This is a genomic window from Paraburkholderia phosphatilytica, from assembly GCF_003443895.1.
Classification (GTDB): Bacteria; Pseudomonadota; Gammaproteobacteria; order Burkholderiales; family Burkholderiaceae; genus Paraburkholderia; species Paraburkholderia phosphatilytica.
In genome coordinates this window covers 134,925-148,835 of the sequence record NZ_QQOA01000006.1, presented here as the reverse complement: position 1 = coordinate 148,835, position 13,911 = coordinate 134,925, and the positions used below count along the sequence as shown (strand labels likewise).

The following is a 13,911-nucleotide window of genomic DNA, read 5'->3' as shown; positions in this document are numbered from 1 at the left end:
ATAACGTCCGTTATCCCCTTCCGTGCGCCGCCCTCATGCGTCGAGCCGCCTCTCTCCCCGCCTCGCTTCACTACCCGGCGTTCTTCAGCTCGCTGTTCCTCGCACGGCTCGCCGACCAGATCCTGCTGTTCCTCGTTCCGCTCGTCGTCTTCCAGACCACGCATCAGGCCACGTGGTCCGGCATCGCGTTCTTCATCGAAGCGCTGCCGCGCTATCTGGTGTTCCCGGTCTGCGGCGCGCTGTGCGACCGCGTGTCGCCGATCAAGGTGCTGCGCCTGAGCCAGCTCTATCGCGCGCTTGCGTGTCTCGGCGGCATCGTGGGCTTCGCCGCGATCGGCGGGATCGGCTGGCTGATTGCGCTGTCCGCGTTCTGCGGCGTGTTCACGAGCCAGGGACTCGTCGCGCGTGAAGTGCTGTTGCCGCAGGTATTCAAGACGCATCGCTTTGAACGCGTGCTGTCGTGGTCGCAACTCGCGGAGCAACTTGGCGTCGTACTTGGGCCGATGCTCGCGGCGCTGCTGCTCGGCTGGATGCGCTGGGAGTTCGTCGTGGCCGCGACCGCGCTGCTGTTCCTCACCGCGGATGCCGCGACCACACTCTGGCAGCGCACTGGCACGTTCGACCTCCACGCGCCCGAAGCCGCGCCCGCGCACTGGACGCATCCGATCCGCACCGCGCTCGTCAACGTTGTGCGGCTGCCGGGGCTCGGGCGGCTCGTGCTGCTCGCGGCGGCGGAGAATCTCGTGATCGGCGTCACGCTCGCGACGTCGGCGGCGATGGTGACCGGCGTGCACGGGCAGTCGGGCACGTTCTACGGCGTGCTGCAGGCGGCCGGCGCAGTCGCGACGATCGCGATTCTGTTCGCGATCGCGCGCACCACGATCTCGCGCAGGCTGCTGGGGCTGATGTCGTTCTCGGCGATCTTCGCGGGCGGACTGATCGCGGGCACGAGCCCGTCGGCGTGGGTCTACGTGGTGGGCTTCCTGCTGGTCACAGGTTTCGACAAGATGTTCAACGTGTACATCCGCAGCGCGCGCCAGCAGATCATTCCGCCGAAGGACTACGGCAAGACCACGGGCGTCGTAATCTCGCTGAACAACCTCACGCAGCCGCTCGCGGGGCTGCTCGTCGGTCTGTTCTCGTCGCATGGGCGCGTGAGTCTCGTCGTCACGGCCATCGCGCTCGGCATGGGCGCGCTTGGCGGCGTGGTCACCGTCGCGTCGATGTTCGCGGCGAAGCGCAGGAACCGGCAAGCGGGCGAAGCGAACGTCGCATCGAACGGTTGAAGCGCGGTCACGGCAACCACGGCAAATCAGTACCCGAACCCCATTCCGCAAGCTTCAGCCGGTTTTCTGTCCCCCAGCTCCGCGTTCACGCGCTCGCGCCACCCTCAGGTGGACGATTTCACTCCCGTGGTCGTGTATTCCGGCAGCTTTCGCGCGCCGCGGCCACGCCGATCTGTCGCATCGGTATAAAGGTTAAATCCGCCCCGGCCGATAACGTCGAAAGGTGCTGGCGATATCGCGGGAGCAGGGGCCCGCGTGCGGTACGCCGCGCCTGATACGCCAATACAACACCGAGAGAAACGTGCATCCGGAGAGCGGCAGCGCCGCGTCCGTCTGCATCCCGCCAATATCGTCCGTTCAACGAGGAGAACGCGATGGAACACACGAATACCGAACGCAGTCTCGAGCTGCATGAGCTGCGTGCCGTCAGCATTGCGCTTAACCGCGTCCAGGCCGTCATCGAGTTCGACCTGAACGGCATCATCCTGCATGCGAACGACAACTTCCTGAAGACCCTGGGCTATACGCTCGACGAAGTGCGCGGCCAGCACCACCGGATGTTCTGCGAACCCGCGCATGCGGAAAGCATCGAGTACCGGCAGTTCTGGGAACGGCTCGGCCGCGGCGAGTTCGATCACGGCGAATATCTGCGGCTTGGCCGCGGCGGACGCGAGATCTGGATCAACGCATCGTATAACCCGGTGTTCGACGACAACGGCAAGCCCTACAAGGTCATCAAGTTCGCGACCGACGTCACCGCGTCGCGCCAGCAGAACGCCGAATACGAAGGCAAGGTGCGCGCGGTCGATCGCGCGCAGGCCGTGATCGAATTCGATCTGACGGGCATCGTGCGCAGCGCGAACCAGAACTTCCTCGACACCGTCGGCTATCGCCTCGAAGACATTCAGGGCAAGCATCACCGCATGTTCTGCGACGACGTCTACGCGGCGAGCCCGGAATACAAGGCGTTCTGGGAAAAGCTCAACCGCGGCGAGTTCGACGCTGGCCGTTACCGCCGTGTTGGCCGCGGCGGTCGCGTCGTGTGGATCCAGGCGACGTACAACCCGATCTACGACATCCGCGGCCGCCTCGAGAAGGTCGTGAAGTTCGCGACCGACGTGACCGCGCAGGTCGAGCTCGAAGAGCTCGTGAAACGCCGCGCGGAAGAAGATCAGCGCAAGGTCGAAGCCTTGCTCGCCACCGTGAACCGCGCGGCAGCCGGCGACCTGACGGGCGCGATCGACGCGGCCGGCAACGACCCGATCGACCAGCTCGCGGGCGGCATCAAGCACATGATGGGCGACCTGCGCGGCGTGATCGGCAAGATCGTCACGTCGGCGACGGATTTCTCCAGCTCGTCGCAGGACATCTCGGGCCGCGCGAATACCGTGTCGAGCGGCGCGCAGCTGCTCGGCGCGACCGTCGAGGAGATGAACGCATCGGTCGAGGAACTGACCGCCGCGATCAACTCGATCGCGGAAAACTCGCGCAACGCCGACCAGCTCGCGAAGGACACACAGCAGGAAGCCGAGCGCGGCCAGAAGGCGATCGCGCGTTCGATCGAATCGATGGAGCTGATCAACAAGTCGTCGGAAGACATCAGCGAGATCATCAAGGTGATCGGCGAGATCGCGAGCCAGACCAACCTGCTCGCGTTCAATGCCGCGATCGAAGCGGCGCGCGCCGGCGAACACGGCCTCGGCTTCTCGGTGGTCGCGGACGAAGTGCGCAAGCTCGCCGAGCGCTCGTCGCAGGCCACCAAGGAAATCTCGAAGCTGATCAACGAGTCGGTCAAGCGCGTGGCTCAAGGCAGCGAAATCTCGAAGCAGGCAGGCGATGCGTTCGAGCGCATCGCGACCGGCGTCGGCCGCACCACCCAGGCGATCTCCGAAATCTCGTGCGGCGCGGAAGAGCAGTCGATTGCCGCGCGCGAGGTCAGCACCGCGATCCAGCAGGTTGCCGAGGAGACGGAGAAATCCGCCGCCGCGTGCGATTCGATCGCCCGTGCAACCGCCACGTTGTCGCAAGGTGCGGAAACACTCGACCAGACGGTCGCGCGCTTCGTAGTTTGACAGGAGCGCAGTGTGTCTTTCGACCGTGACGCCGATCAGGCGACCCGGCTCGCGCTGTTCGAGCAGGTGCGCCGTCATACCGGCATCGTGATGAACGAGCGCAAGTGGGCGATGCTGGAAGGTCGCCTGCGGCGCCGTATCCGCGCGCTGGAACTGCCGGGCTATCGCGACTATCTGCAGGTGCTCGAGGCGAAGCCCGCCGAGGTGACGGATTTCATCGATCTCGTCACGACCAACGAGACGTCGTTCTTCCGCACGCCGCGCGTGTGGGACTACTTCGGCACGCAGTTCCTGCCGGCGTGGTTCGCAGGGAATCCGCAAGGCACGCTGCGGCTGTGGTCCGCGGCGTCGTCGAGCGGCGAGGAAGCGTATTCGGCGGCGATGCTGTGCGAGGAGTTCCGCGCGCGGCATCCGTCGTTTCGCTATCGCATTCTCGGCACCGACATCTCGGAGGCGATCGTGCGCGATGCGTGCAACGCGCACTTTCGCGGCCGTAGCGCCGAGGGGCTGAAGCAGGCGCATCCGCATCTGCTGCAGAAGTATTTCACCCCGCGCGACGACGGCTTCACGGCGAACGGCACGCTGCGTGCGAACGTCAGCTTCCGCCAGCACAACCTGTATGCATCGCCGCGCGAGCTCGGCACGCACGATCTCGCGTTCCTGCGCAACGTGCTGATCTACTTCGATGCGGACGGGCAACTGGCCGTGCTCGAAAACGTGCGTCGCGCGCTCGTGCCGCAGGGTGTGTTGATCGTCGGTGAATCGGAGTCGCTGTCGCGCTTCGACACAGGCTTCGTGTTCGAGCAGCCGCTCATCTATCGCAACGGCCATTCCAACGGAGCCACGCTTGGATAACGCACGCGACGTGCAGGTCCGGATGTGCCAGCTCGCGGTCGGCAGCGGTCAGGACGTGCTGCGCGCGATCCTCGGTTCGTGCGTCGGCATCGGCCTGATGTGGCGCGAGCGGTCGCTGTACGGACTCGCACACTGTCTGCTGCCGGAGCCGCCGCGCGGCGAACCCGCGAATGAAGAACGCGGCGCGAAGTACGTGACGCACGCGATCCCCGCGCTGCTCGCGATGATGGAAGCGGAGCGCGCGCCGCGCGGCAGCATCGAAGCGGTGCTCGCGGGCGGCGCGAACATGGTGAATCTATCGCCGCCGCCGCGTCACGGCCCGATCGGCGAGCAGAACGTGCGTACCGCGCAGCGTCTGCTCGAATCGGCGGGCATGCGCGTCGTGCACGTCGACGTCGGCGGCGAATGCGGGCGGCAACTGTCGATCGACTGCGCGCAGCATCAGTACATGGTCAAACGTATCGCCCGTCCCCAGTAAACCGCGCGCCGCTTCGACGGCGCGCCAACCGGACCCGAAACCAGCATGGAAAACCGCAACCAGTCGAGCCGAGGCGCCGTCGAACTGTACGGCTCGTTCCAGATCGCGCAGACGGAACTCGCGCTGCCGGTCGCCGCATTGCAGGAAGTCGTCAACTACCCCGCGTCGATCACGCCGGTGCCGCTCGCGCCCGCGCATCTGCTCGGCCTGTTCAATCTGCGCGGCACGCTGATCCCGATCGTCGATCTGCGGCCGCTGCTGAAGATGCCCGCCGACAGCACCGCGGATCACGCCGGCACCGCGCGCAAGGTCGCGATCGTCGAGCTCGGCGAATATCGCGTCGGCCTGCTGTTCGACGCGACGGGCGAGATCCTGCGCGTGCCGGCCGCGCACATCGTCACGTTCGACCACAGCGACGGGCATCCGCCCGTGATCGCGGGCGCGCTGAAACTCGACGACGGCGAGCGCATCGTGCAGGTGCTCTCGGCCGCAGCGCTGCTCGGCCTGCCCGAGGTGCCGCATCTGCATCATCTGGAGTCGCAGTCGCGGCGCCGCGTGAAACAGGCGCAGCGCCATCCGACCGTGTCGTTCCGTGTGATGGGCGCGAATCTCGCGCTGCCGATGGAAGCGATCCAGGAAATCATCCGCGTGCCGGTGCTGCATCCGTCGCCGCTAACGGACCCGGTGTGCATCGGCCTCCTGAACCTGCGCGGCATCACGATTCCGGTGATCGATTTCGCGCGCGTGATCGGCCTCTCGCAGGAAGACGTCGATCATCACCGGCACGTCGATGCGACACTTACGGTCACGACCGAAGGCGACGACCGGCGCGTCGTGATCCTGAAGCAGCACGACGTGCGCTTCGGCTTCATGGTGGACGAGGTGAGCAGCATCGTCGGCTATCGCGACGACGAACTGCTGCCGATGCCCGCTTACGCGCGCCGTCACGTGTCGCTCTTCACCGGCTGCATCACGATCGAGGGACGCGACAGCATCATCCTGCTGAGCCCGGACGCGCTCTTTGCGCATCCGCAGCTCGCATCGCTCGCCGAAGGTCACCACGATCTGTTCCGCGGCCGCGTCAGCGCGGACAAATCCGCGGAACGCGCGCGCGGCCCGCGCGAGACCTACGTGACGTTCCGCCTCAACCATCTGCTCGGCGTGCGGATCAAACAGCTGCGCGAGGTAATCGACTACTCGCCGGACATCGTGCGCGCGCCGGGTTCGCCCGCGATCGTGCGCGGCGTGCTGCATCTGCGCCGCGAGCTCGTCACGGTGGTCGACCTGCGCGCAATGCTCGGGATGGCGGCATACGACAGCATCGAGACGACGAAGGTGCTGATCGTCGAGCACGAAGGCGACAAGTACGGCCTCGTGGTCGATTCCGTCGACGATATCGTGACGATCGACGGCAAGGATCGCCTGAAGGTGCCGTCGATCGTGAAGAACCAGGCCGCGGGCGCGCTGAAGCACTGCATGAACGAAGTCGTCGAACGGCCGGGACACGGCACGCTGATGCTGGTCGATCTGGACGCGCTGTGCAGCCAGGTGGCCGTGGAAGCGGCGCTGTAACGCCAAAGAAATGTGGCTCGATTTTTGCGCGGCAAACCGCTGTACTGCGCGCGATTTGCGACTAAGCTGAAACGGGTGGCGTGGTGTGCGCCGCCCGGCGCAACCATCGAGGCGACGTCATGAGCTTTCATCTGCATACCAACCCGGTTCCCGACCCGATTGCGGACCCGACGCGCGACCCCGAAGGCGATCCGCTCGCGCCGCCGTCGCCCGGTCATCACAACGACGAGCCGCAGCGGCCTGAAGGGCCACCCGACAAAGACCCGGTGACCGAACAGCGCATGCTGGACGCCGTCGCGGTCTGCTAGCGGCAACCCGGCGGCCGCGCGCCGCCTGCAGCAAGCCAACGCCTTATGCCGGGCTCGCGCGGCGAACGCCGCCGCCTGCCCGCCCGTCGAATCGCGGCGCGCTTCAGCGCCTCGTCCCCCTGCCTCCGCCCGCAATCAACGCATCGCTCAGCTTGAAGTGCCGGCGTTCCGCACCTTGATTCCTCCGATCACTACGGGTTTTTCCCTGCTGCAAAGCCACATACCACGCGCCGTAAACGGGTTAGAGCGTTTTTGTCTTTCCACGACGAACGCACGAACATACGGACAATTACGATGACTTTGAACAAGAAGCTCGCGTCAATGATCGCGGTGCTATGGGTGGGGTTGGTGATCGTCGGCTGCTTTGGTGCGTGGCACAGCCGTGCCTCGATGATGGAGGATCGCCGCGGGCAGTTGACCGCGCTGATCCAGGAAGCGAACAGCATCGTCAACCGTTACTACCAGTTGTCGCAACAGCACACGATCAGCGAGGACGACGCGAAGAAGCAGGCGCTCGCCGATCTGTCCGCGCTGCGCTACGGCAAGGACGGCTACCTGTCCGTCAACGATTCGCAGTCGGTCATGCTGATGCATCCGATCAAGCCTGAACTCATCGGCAAGAACCTGTCGCAGTTCACCGATCCGGCCGGCAACCATCTGTTCGTCGACATCGTCAAGGCCGGCAACGGAGACGGCGGCGGCTTCGTCAACTATCTGTGGTCGAAGCCCGGCAGCGAGAAGCCCGTCGCGAAGACCAGCTACTCGCTGCGCTTCGCGCCGTGGGACTGGTATCTCGTCACCGGCATGTACATGGACGACCTGCAGGACGCGTTCTACGCGGACGTGCTGCGCTGGCTCGGCATCACGGTGCTGCTCGGCGGCGCGGCGACCTTCGCGATGGTCGCCGTGCTGCGCAGCGTGCGGCGCGACCTGGGCGGCGAACTCGAAGTGGCGCTCGCGGCCGCGCAGCAGATGGCGCGCGGCAACCTCGCGAACGAGGTGCCGGCCACGCACGGCGACGAACACAGCCTGCTGGGCGCGCTGCGCTCGATGCAGGCGGGCCTGATCGACACGATCTCGCGCGTGCGCAGCGGCGCGGAGAACATCAACGTCGGCGCGAACGAAATCGCCGCGGGCAACACCGACCTGTCGCAGCGCACGGAAGAGCAGGCCGCCGCGCTCGTCCAGACCGCGTCGAGCATGGACCAGATGACGTCGAACGTGCGCCAGAGCGCCGAGAGCGCGCAGCAGGCCGCGCATCTCGCGGGTCAGGCAGCGGACGTCGCGACGCGCGGCAGCGAAGTGGTCGACGACGTGGTCCGCACGATGGGCGAGATCACCGCGAGTTCGCGGCAGATCGGCGACATCATCGGCGTGATCGACGGCATCGCGTTCCAGACCAACATCCTCGCGCTGAACGCGGCCGTGGAAGCAGCGCGCGCCGGCGAGCAGGGCCGCGGCTTCGCGGTGGTCGCGCAGGAAGTGCGCAGCCTCGCGCAGCGCTCGGCCACGGCGGCGAAGGAAATCAAGGCGCTGATCGAGACCTCGACGCATACGGTCGAGGAAGGCGCGTCGCTCGTGACGAACGCCGGTTCGACGATGACGGAGATCGTGCAGTCGGTGCGCCGCGTGACGGGCATCCTCGACGAGATCAGCCAGGCGTCGCGCGAACAGAGCGCCGGCATCGAGCAGGTCAACCGCGCGGTGGGCGAAATGGATCAGGTGACGCAGCAGAACGCCGCGCTCGTCGAACAGGCCGCGGCCGCCGCGCATTCGCTGCGCGATCAGGCGACCGTGCTGCGCGAAGCGATCTCGAGCTTCGCGCTGCCGGCCTGAGCTTCGGGTCCGCGACACAGATAACACGACAAGGACGGGTGCACGACACCCGCCAAAGGCAGCCATCAGGGAGTGCAGCCGGACTGGGGCGCATGCCGTTCACCGCGAGGTGACGACATGCGCCCTTGTTCTTTGTAGCGGCGACAGCATCGCGACGCGGGCGAACGCGCCCGTTCATGCGGAAAAAAGAAGGCGTCCGGCCGATGCCTGAGGACGCCTTCAAACACGCCGCGCCGGAGACGGCGCATCTGTCAGACGGCCGTGTGGACCGCATTTTCAAACGTTTGCGCGTAGCGTTGACCGAATATCGTGGCGGAACGGGCGCGGGGCCTTGAAACGGTCTTGCTGCAGGACGTGAGGCGTGTGATGTGAGCGCTGTATGCGGAACCAGCTGAGGCTGGAACGGTGCTGAACCGTTACTGGATGGTGGGATGCGTGTAGCTCTCGACGCGGTTGCGTCCGTTGTGCTTCGCGCGGTAGAGCGCGTGATCCGCTTCCTCAAGCAGCGCGGCGCCGACCCGCGCCGCTTCCTGCGGACCCGGCACGGTATGCGAGGTCGCGCCGATCGAGACGGTCACCGCGATGCGTGCGCCGCGTTCGTCGTGCACTTCGAGCGATGCCACCGCGCGGCGCACCCGCTCCGCCGCGATCAGGATCTCTTCACGGTCGCCCTGCAGCAGCGCCGCGAACTCCTCGCCGCCATGACGCGCCAGCGTGTCGCCGATCCGCAGCTGCTGGCGCAGGCACGCGGCGACGGTCGCTAGCACGCGGTCGCCGGTCGCGTGGCCGTGCGTGTCGTTGATCTGCTTGAAGCGGTCGATGTCGATAAACAGGCAGCCGACCGGCAGCGCATAGCGCGCCGCCCGCATCAGCTCCTCGCGCAGACGTTCGTCGAAGTGACGACGGTTCGCGAGGCCCGTCAGCGCATCGGTCATCCCGTAGAGCTTCAGGCGCTCGCGATGCGCGACGTTATCGAGGCTCGCGGCGACGATGCTCGCGAAACGCTCCAGAATGTCGGTCGCCATGCCGGGCCCGAAGCGGCCCGCGGTCGCGCTGCCGAGACACAGATAGCCGTTCGTGCGGCCGTTGAGCTTCAGCGGCAGCACGATCGTGCACACGCACGGCGAGCCCTCGCCGAACAGGTTCGCGCGGGTCTTCGCGTCGACTTCTTCGAGTGCGCCGAGCCATGGGCTCGCGGCCGGGCACAGCCGCGCGAGCGCGAAGCCGGTGGTCTGCGCAGTCTTCAGCGCCGGCTGGCCGAGCGCCTCAAGCGCTTCGGCGCCCACCATGTCGGCCATCAGCGGCGCGCGTTCGTCGACCCACACCACCACCGCATCCAGCGAAAACTCCTTCGGCAGATCGACGAACAGTGTCGCGAGGAACGACGCGAAATCCTGCGCGCCGATCAGCTGCAGCTCCATGCGCTGGAAACGGCGCAGCGTGCGCTCGTTGTGCTGGACCCTGTCCACGAGCGCACGCATTCGATCGGTAAATGGATTCGAGGCAGGAGTCGTCACGTTTATCGTTATCGAAGCATCGCGGCATCAGCGGGCTTGGAACCCCAACAGCCACGTTTACGGCCGGACGCAGCGTATCTTGAATGCGAAAATCGCGCAAACGCCCGCCAGTGCTGGTTTTCAGCGCGCAAACGTTTGGCCGGCGCTCGCATTTCGCGATCTCCGCGCGCGACAACTGAAAGCTGACGTGAGGATTTTTGAGCATTGCGGACGTTCGCAACCCGCGAATTCGCACGTTTAAGCCTGGCTTAATTTTCGGCTGCCACGATAGTGACTCATGATCCCCTGTTGAGCCGCTGATGTTCGGGCGGCTTTTTTTTCGTTTGCAACGCGTCCGTCAGCTGTCGGTTCGACCGCGGAGCGCGCATCGGCCGTCCGTGCACATCGGCTCGACCTTCAGTCCCAGCCAGCGCGAAATCCGCTGACGATGGCGCGCGAACAGGCGGTAGCCGCGCCGGAACAGCGGCCGCATCGCACGCACCCTCAACGGCGCAACGAGCCACCCTCGGCCAACTGTGTCATACGCGGCGACGATGCAGTCGATGCCTGTCAACCACGCGCCTTCCGCGGTACGGCCATGCATTTCGCGATTCAGCGCCGCAAGGTCCACACCGGGCGGCGCTTCGAATTCCGGCACGGCAATGTCGACGAAACGTATGCGACCCTGTTCATCCCAGCTGCGCAGCCGGGTGATCTCGGCTACACAGAACGGACAGGCTCCATCGAAATACAGCGTCAGCGCAGGCTTGCTCATCATCTATCCCCTTGCGATTTATACGGTCATTTCTGTCAAAACAGAAATTAGGTGCGCGCACCTCATCCGTCAAGACAAATTTCTCTCTTGACAGAAATATCTGAAATTCCGAGAATGCTCGACATGGAACTCACACCGATCGCTGAACGATTCATTCTTCACTGGGGCGAAATGGGCTCGCGTTGGGGCGTCAACCGCACCGTCGCGCAGATCCACGCGCTGCTCTACCTGATGGGCCGTCCGCTTGCCGCGGACGAGATCGCGGATACGTTAGGCGTCGCGCGATCCAACGTCAGTACGAGCCTCAAGGAACTGCAAGCCTGGCGCCTCGCGAAAGTCGTGCACGTGATGGGTGACCGGCGTGATCACTTCGAAACCTCCACGGACATCTGGGAGTTGTTCAAGCTGATCGTCGAAGGCCGGCGCCAACGCGAGATCGATCCAACGCTGACCATGCTGCGCGACGCACTGGTCAGCGACGAACTCGCGAACGAATCCCACAACACCGAACAACGGCTGCGCGACACGCTGTCGTTCCTCGAAACACTGACCACATGGTCGGACGAGATGCTGAGACTCAAGCCGGATACGCTGATGAAGACCCTCGGCATGGGCGCCAGGATCAGTCGCACGGTACGGCGAAAGAAGGTTTGATTGACGCAGGCGGACGACAACGTCCGCTTTTTTTGGAATTTAAATTTCTGTTTCTACAGAAACAACAGCAATAGGAGACCACAGCATGAACGTCCTCATTTGCGGCGCGAACGGCTTCATCGGACGGGCGATCGGCGACGCGTTCGAGCGCGCCGGACATCGTGTGCTGCGCGGCGTCAGGCATCCAGTAGCGGCGGGAGAGATCGGCATCGACTTTACGCGCGATCTCGACGTCGACACGTGGCGGGCACGCTTGTCCGGCATCGACGTCGTCGTCAATGCGGTCGGAATCCTGATCGAGCGTAACGGCCAGACCTTCGATTCGATTCACCGGCGCGCGCCGGTCGCGCTGTTCGACGCGTGCCGCCTGGCCGGCGTCGGACGCGTCGTGCAAGTCTCGGCCCTCGGCGCGGACAGCGGCGATACCCGATATTTCCGCAGCAAGCGCGCCGCCGACGAGCATCTGCGCGGGTCGAATCTGAGCTATCAGATCGTGCGGCCGGCACTGGTCTACGGCCAAGGCGGCGCGTCGTCGGGATTGTTCCGCACGCTGGCCAGTCTGCCGCTGCACCTGTTGCCCGCAGGCGGCCGGCAACGGTTGCGCCCCGTTCACATCGACGATGTAGCGCAGATCGTCGTGCGGCTCGCTTCGAACGACATGCAGGACAGACAGACGGTGGACGTTGTCGGCGCAACGGACGTCGACTATCGCGGCATGCTGGACACTTACCGCGCGTCGATGGGACTGCCGCCAGCAAGCCACATCGGCATCCCGGCATGGATGATCGATGCCGCGGCAATGCTGCTCGATCGTGTACCTGGCTCCACGCTGACGCGCGACACATGGCGCATGCTGCGGTCCGGCAATTCAGCATCGGCGGCAGCAACAAGTGCGCTGCTCGGCCGGTCGCCCGCGGGTATCGAGACATTTATCGGACGCGCTGAAGCCATCTCTGCACGGTACGAAGCAGCGGCCATCTGGCGCTCGCTGCTGCTGCGCGGCGCATTGGCAGCAACGTGGCTCTGGACCGCGATCGTCAGTGCGCTGCTGTATCCGCGAAGCGCCAGCCTCGCGCTGCTGTCGCGCGCGCATCTGCATGGCGCAATGGCGGTGGCGCTACTGTACGGCGCCGCGTTGCTCGACGGAGTCTTCGGCGTTGCGACACTCGTGCGGCCAGGCAAAGGCCTGTGGGCCGCGCAGGCATTGACCATCGCCGGTTACACGCTCGTCATCTGCGCGACGATGCCGGATCTGCTACTGCATCCATTCGGACCGGTGCTCAAGAACATCCCGATTTTTGCGGCGCTGTTCATCCTGTTTGCCGAGGATCCGCGACCATGAACCTCTATCTTGCGATCAAGACGCTGCATATTCTTTCGTCGGTACTGCTGGTCGGCACCGGCTTCGGCACCGCGTTCTTTTTCTACTTCGCGAACCGCAGCCGCAACGTCGCCGCGATTGCGACGGTCGCGCGTCTCGTCGTGCGCGCCGACTGGTGGTTCACGACGCCGGCCGTGATCTTCCAGCCGCTATCCGGACTGTGGCTCGCGCATATTGCCGGCTGGTCGTGGAGTACGCCGTGGATTCTCGTTGCGCTCAGCCTGTATGCGATCGCCGGCGTGTGCTGGCTGCCCGTCGTATGGCTGCAGATCGAACTCGCGGCGATGTCGAATGCCGCTTTGGCGCAAGGCGCAGCGGTGCTGCCGCCCAGGTACTGGCAGTATGCGGCGCGCTGGGAGCGGCTCGGCTATCCGGCGTTCGTTGCGATGCTCGGCGTCTACTACCTGATGGTGTTCAAGCCTGCGCTGAACTTCGGTTAGCCTCTGGCGCGCACAGCTTGGCGTCCGTCGCGGCGAACCTGCACAACGCGCCCGATCGATGATCGGTGGAAAGGATCAGCTACCATACCCACTTCGCGCATCGACCCAGATGCGTCCAGCCAGCTGCGTTGCCCCACCGTCTTGCCCACCTACACCCTTCCCTCCGAACTGACCGCGGAACTCGACATCCGCAAGAGCCGCTTCATCGCACATGCGATACCGGTCGCCGATCGCGACGCCGCGATGGCCGAACTGCGCCGTCTGCACGAAGCGCACCCGGCCGCGACGCATATCTGCTGGGCACTGCTGGCGGGCGGCCAGTCCGGCATGTCCGACGACGGCGAACCGTCCGGCACTGCCGGCCGGCCCATTCTGGAGGTCTTGCGACACCACGACCTGGATGGTGTGCTCGCCGCGGTGATCCGCTACTACGGCGGCGTGAAGCTCGGCGCGGGCGGCCTCGTGCGCGCCTACACCGATGCGATCGCGACGGCGCTGCACGACGCGCCGCGCGTCGAACGGATTGCGCAGGCATCGCTGACGGTCGCGATCGATTACGCTGACGAAGCCCGCGTGCGGCGCTGGATCGAGCAGGAACAGTTCGCGCCTGCGGACAGCGCGTACGACATGGATGTTCGGCTCACGATCCGCCTGCCGGTGACGGCAGTGGATGCTGCACGCGAAAGCTTGCGCGACATGACGCAAGGTCGCGCGCGTTTTCCCGATGCCGAGGACAGCGCCGGCTGAGCGTCAACTGA

The 13,911-nt window shown here is 65.4% G+C and carries 13 protein-coding genes; 11 read left to right on the top strand and 2 right to left on the bottom strand.

What is annotated here, in order from left to right; all coding sequences use genetic code 11:
• Positions 1-35 precede the first annotated feature (35 nt).
• The 7 genes from DVS29_RS08730 (at position 36) to DVS29_RS08700 (ending at position 8,407) form a co-directional block, all read left to right on the top strand.
• Complete coding sequence (locus tag DVS29_RS08730; protein WP_118180044.1) at positions 36-1,286, top strand: MFS transporter; 1,251 nt, start codon at positions 36-38, stop codon at positions 1,284-1,286.
• Positions 1,287-1,660: 374 nt separating this feature from the next.
• On the top strand, positions 1,661-3,358 hold the full coding sequence (locus DVS29_RS08725; protein ID WP_118180043.1) for a methyl-accepting chemotaxis protein: 1,698 nt from the start codon (positions 1,661-1,663) through the stop codon (positions 3,356-3,358).
• A 12-nt stretch (positions 3,359-3,370) separates the two neighbouring features.
• Positions 3,371-4,213, top strand: coding sequence for a CheR family methyltransferase (locus DVS29_RS08720; protein ID WP_118180042.1), 843 nt, complete (start codon positions 3,371-3,373; stop codon positions 4,211-4,213).
• Entirely contained in the window at positions 4,206-4,691 is a 486-nt protein-coding gene (locus DVS29_RS08715) for a chemotaxis protein CheD (protein WP_118180041.1), read from the top strand. The genes DVS29_RS08720 and DVS29_RS08715 overlap by 8 nt, the downstream gene beginning before the upstream one ends.
• Before the next feature lie 45 nt (positions 4,692-4,736).
• Entirely contained in the window at positions 4,737-6,263 is a 1,527-nt protein-coding gene (locus tag DVS29_RS08710; protein ID WP_118180040.1) for a chemotaxis protein CheW, read from the top strand.
• Positions 6,264-6,382: 119 nt separating this feature from the next.
• The gene (locus tag DVS29_RS08705; RefSeq protein ID WP_118180039.1) at positions 6,383-6,571 is read left to right on the top strand and encodes a hypothetical protein; all 189 of its coding nucleotides are present in this window, start codon (positions 6,383-6,385) and stop codon (positions 6,569-6,571) included.
• 294 nt (positions 6,572-6,865) lie between these two features.
• A complete protein-coding gene (locus tag DVS29_RS08700; protein WP_118180038.1) occupies positions 6,866-8,407 on the top strand; it encodes a methyl-accepting chemotaxis protein in 1,542 nt (513 codons plus the stop codon).
• A gap of 416 nt (positions 8,408-8,823) precedes the next feature.
• Here the strand turns inward: DVS29_RS08700 and DVS29_RS08695 are convergent, their stop codons facing one another.
• Positions 8,824-9,924 carry a GGDEF domain-containing protein gene (locus tag DVS29_RS08695; RefSeq protein ID WP_420816081.1) on the bottom strand — a complete coding sequence of 367 codons (1,101 nt, stop codon included), beginning with the start codon at positions 9,922-9,924 and terminating at the stop codon, positions 8,824-8,826.
• Positions 9,925-10,261: 337 nt separating this feature from the next.
• Complete coding sequence (locus DVS29_RS08690) at positions 10,262-10,678, bottom strand: thiol-disulfide oxidoreductase DCC family protein (protein WP_164707871.1); 417 nt, start codon at positions 10,676-10,678, stop codon at positions 10,262-10,264.
• A 123-nt stretch (positions 10,679-10,801) separates the two neighbouring features.
• Here DVS29_RS08690 and DVS29_RS08685 point away from each other — a divergent pair, with 123 nt between their 5' ends.
• From DVS29_RS08685 to DVS29_RS08670, 4 genes are all read left to right on the top strand, one after another.
• Positions 10,802-11,332, top strand: a complete 531-nt coding sequence (locus tag DVS29_RS08685; protein ID WP_118180148.1) for a GbsR/MarR family transcriptional regulator — start codon at positions 10,802-10,804, stop codon at positions 11,330-11,332.
• Positions 11,333-11,417: 85 nt separating this feature from the next.
• A complete protein-coding gene (locus DVS29_RS08680; protein ID WP_118180035.1) occupies positions 11,418-12,674 on the top strand; it encodes an SDR family oxidoreductase in 1,257 nt (418 codons plus the stop codon).
• Entirely contained in the window at positions 12,671-13,153 is a 483-nt protein-coding gene (locus DVS29_RS08675) for a DUF2269 family protein (protein WP_118180034.1), read from the top strand. Before DVS29_RS08680 ends, DVS29_RS08675 begins: the two co-directional genes overlap by 4 nt.
• 141 nt (positions 13,154-13,294) lie before the next feature.
• Positions 13,295-13,900, top strand: coding sequence for an IMPACT family protein (locus DVS29_RS08670; RefSeq protein WP_118180033.1), 606 nt, complete (start codon positions 13,295-13,297; stop codon positions 13,898-13,900).
• Positions 13,901-13,911: the final 11 nt, after the last annotated feature.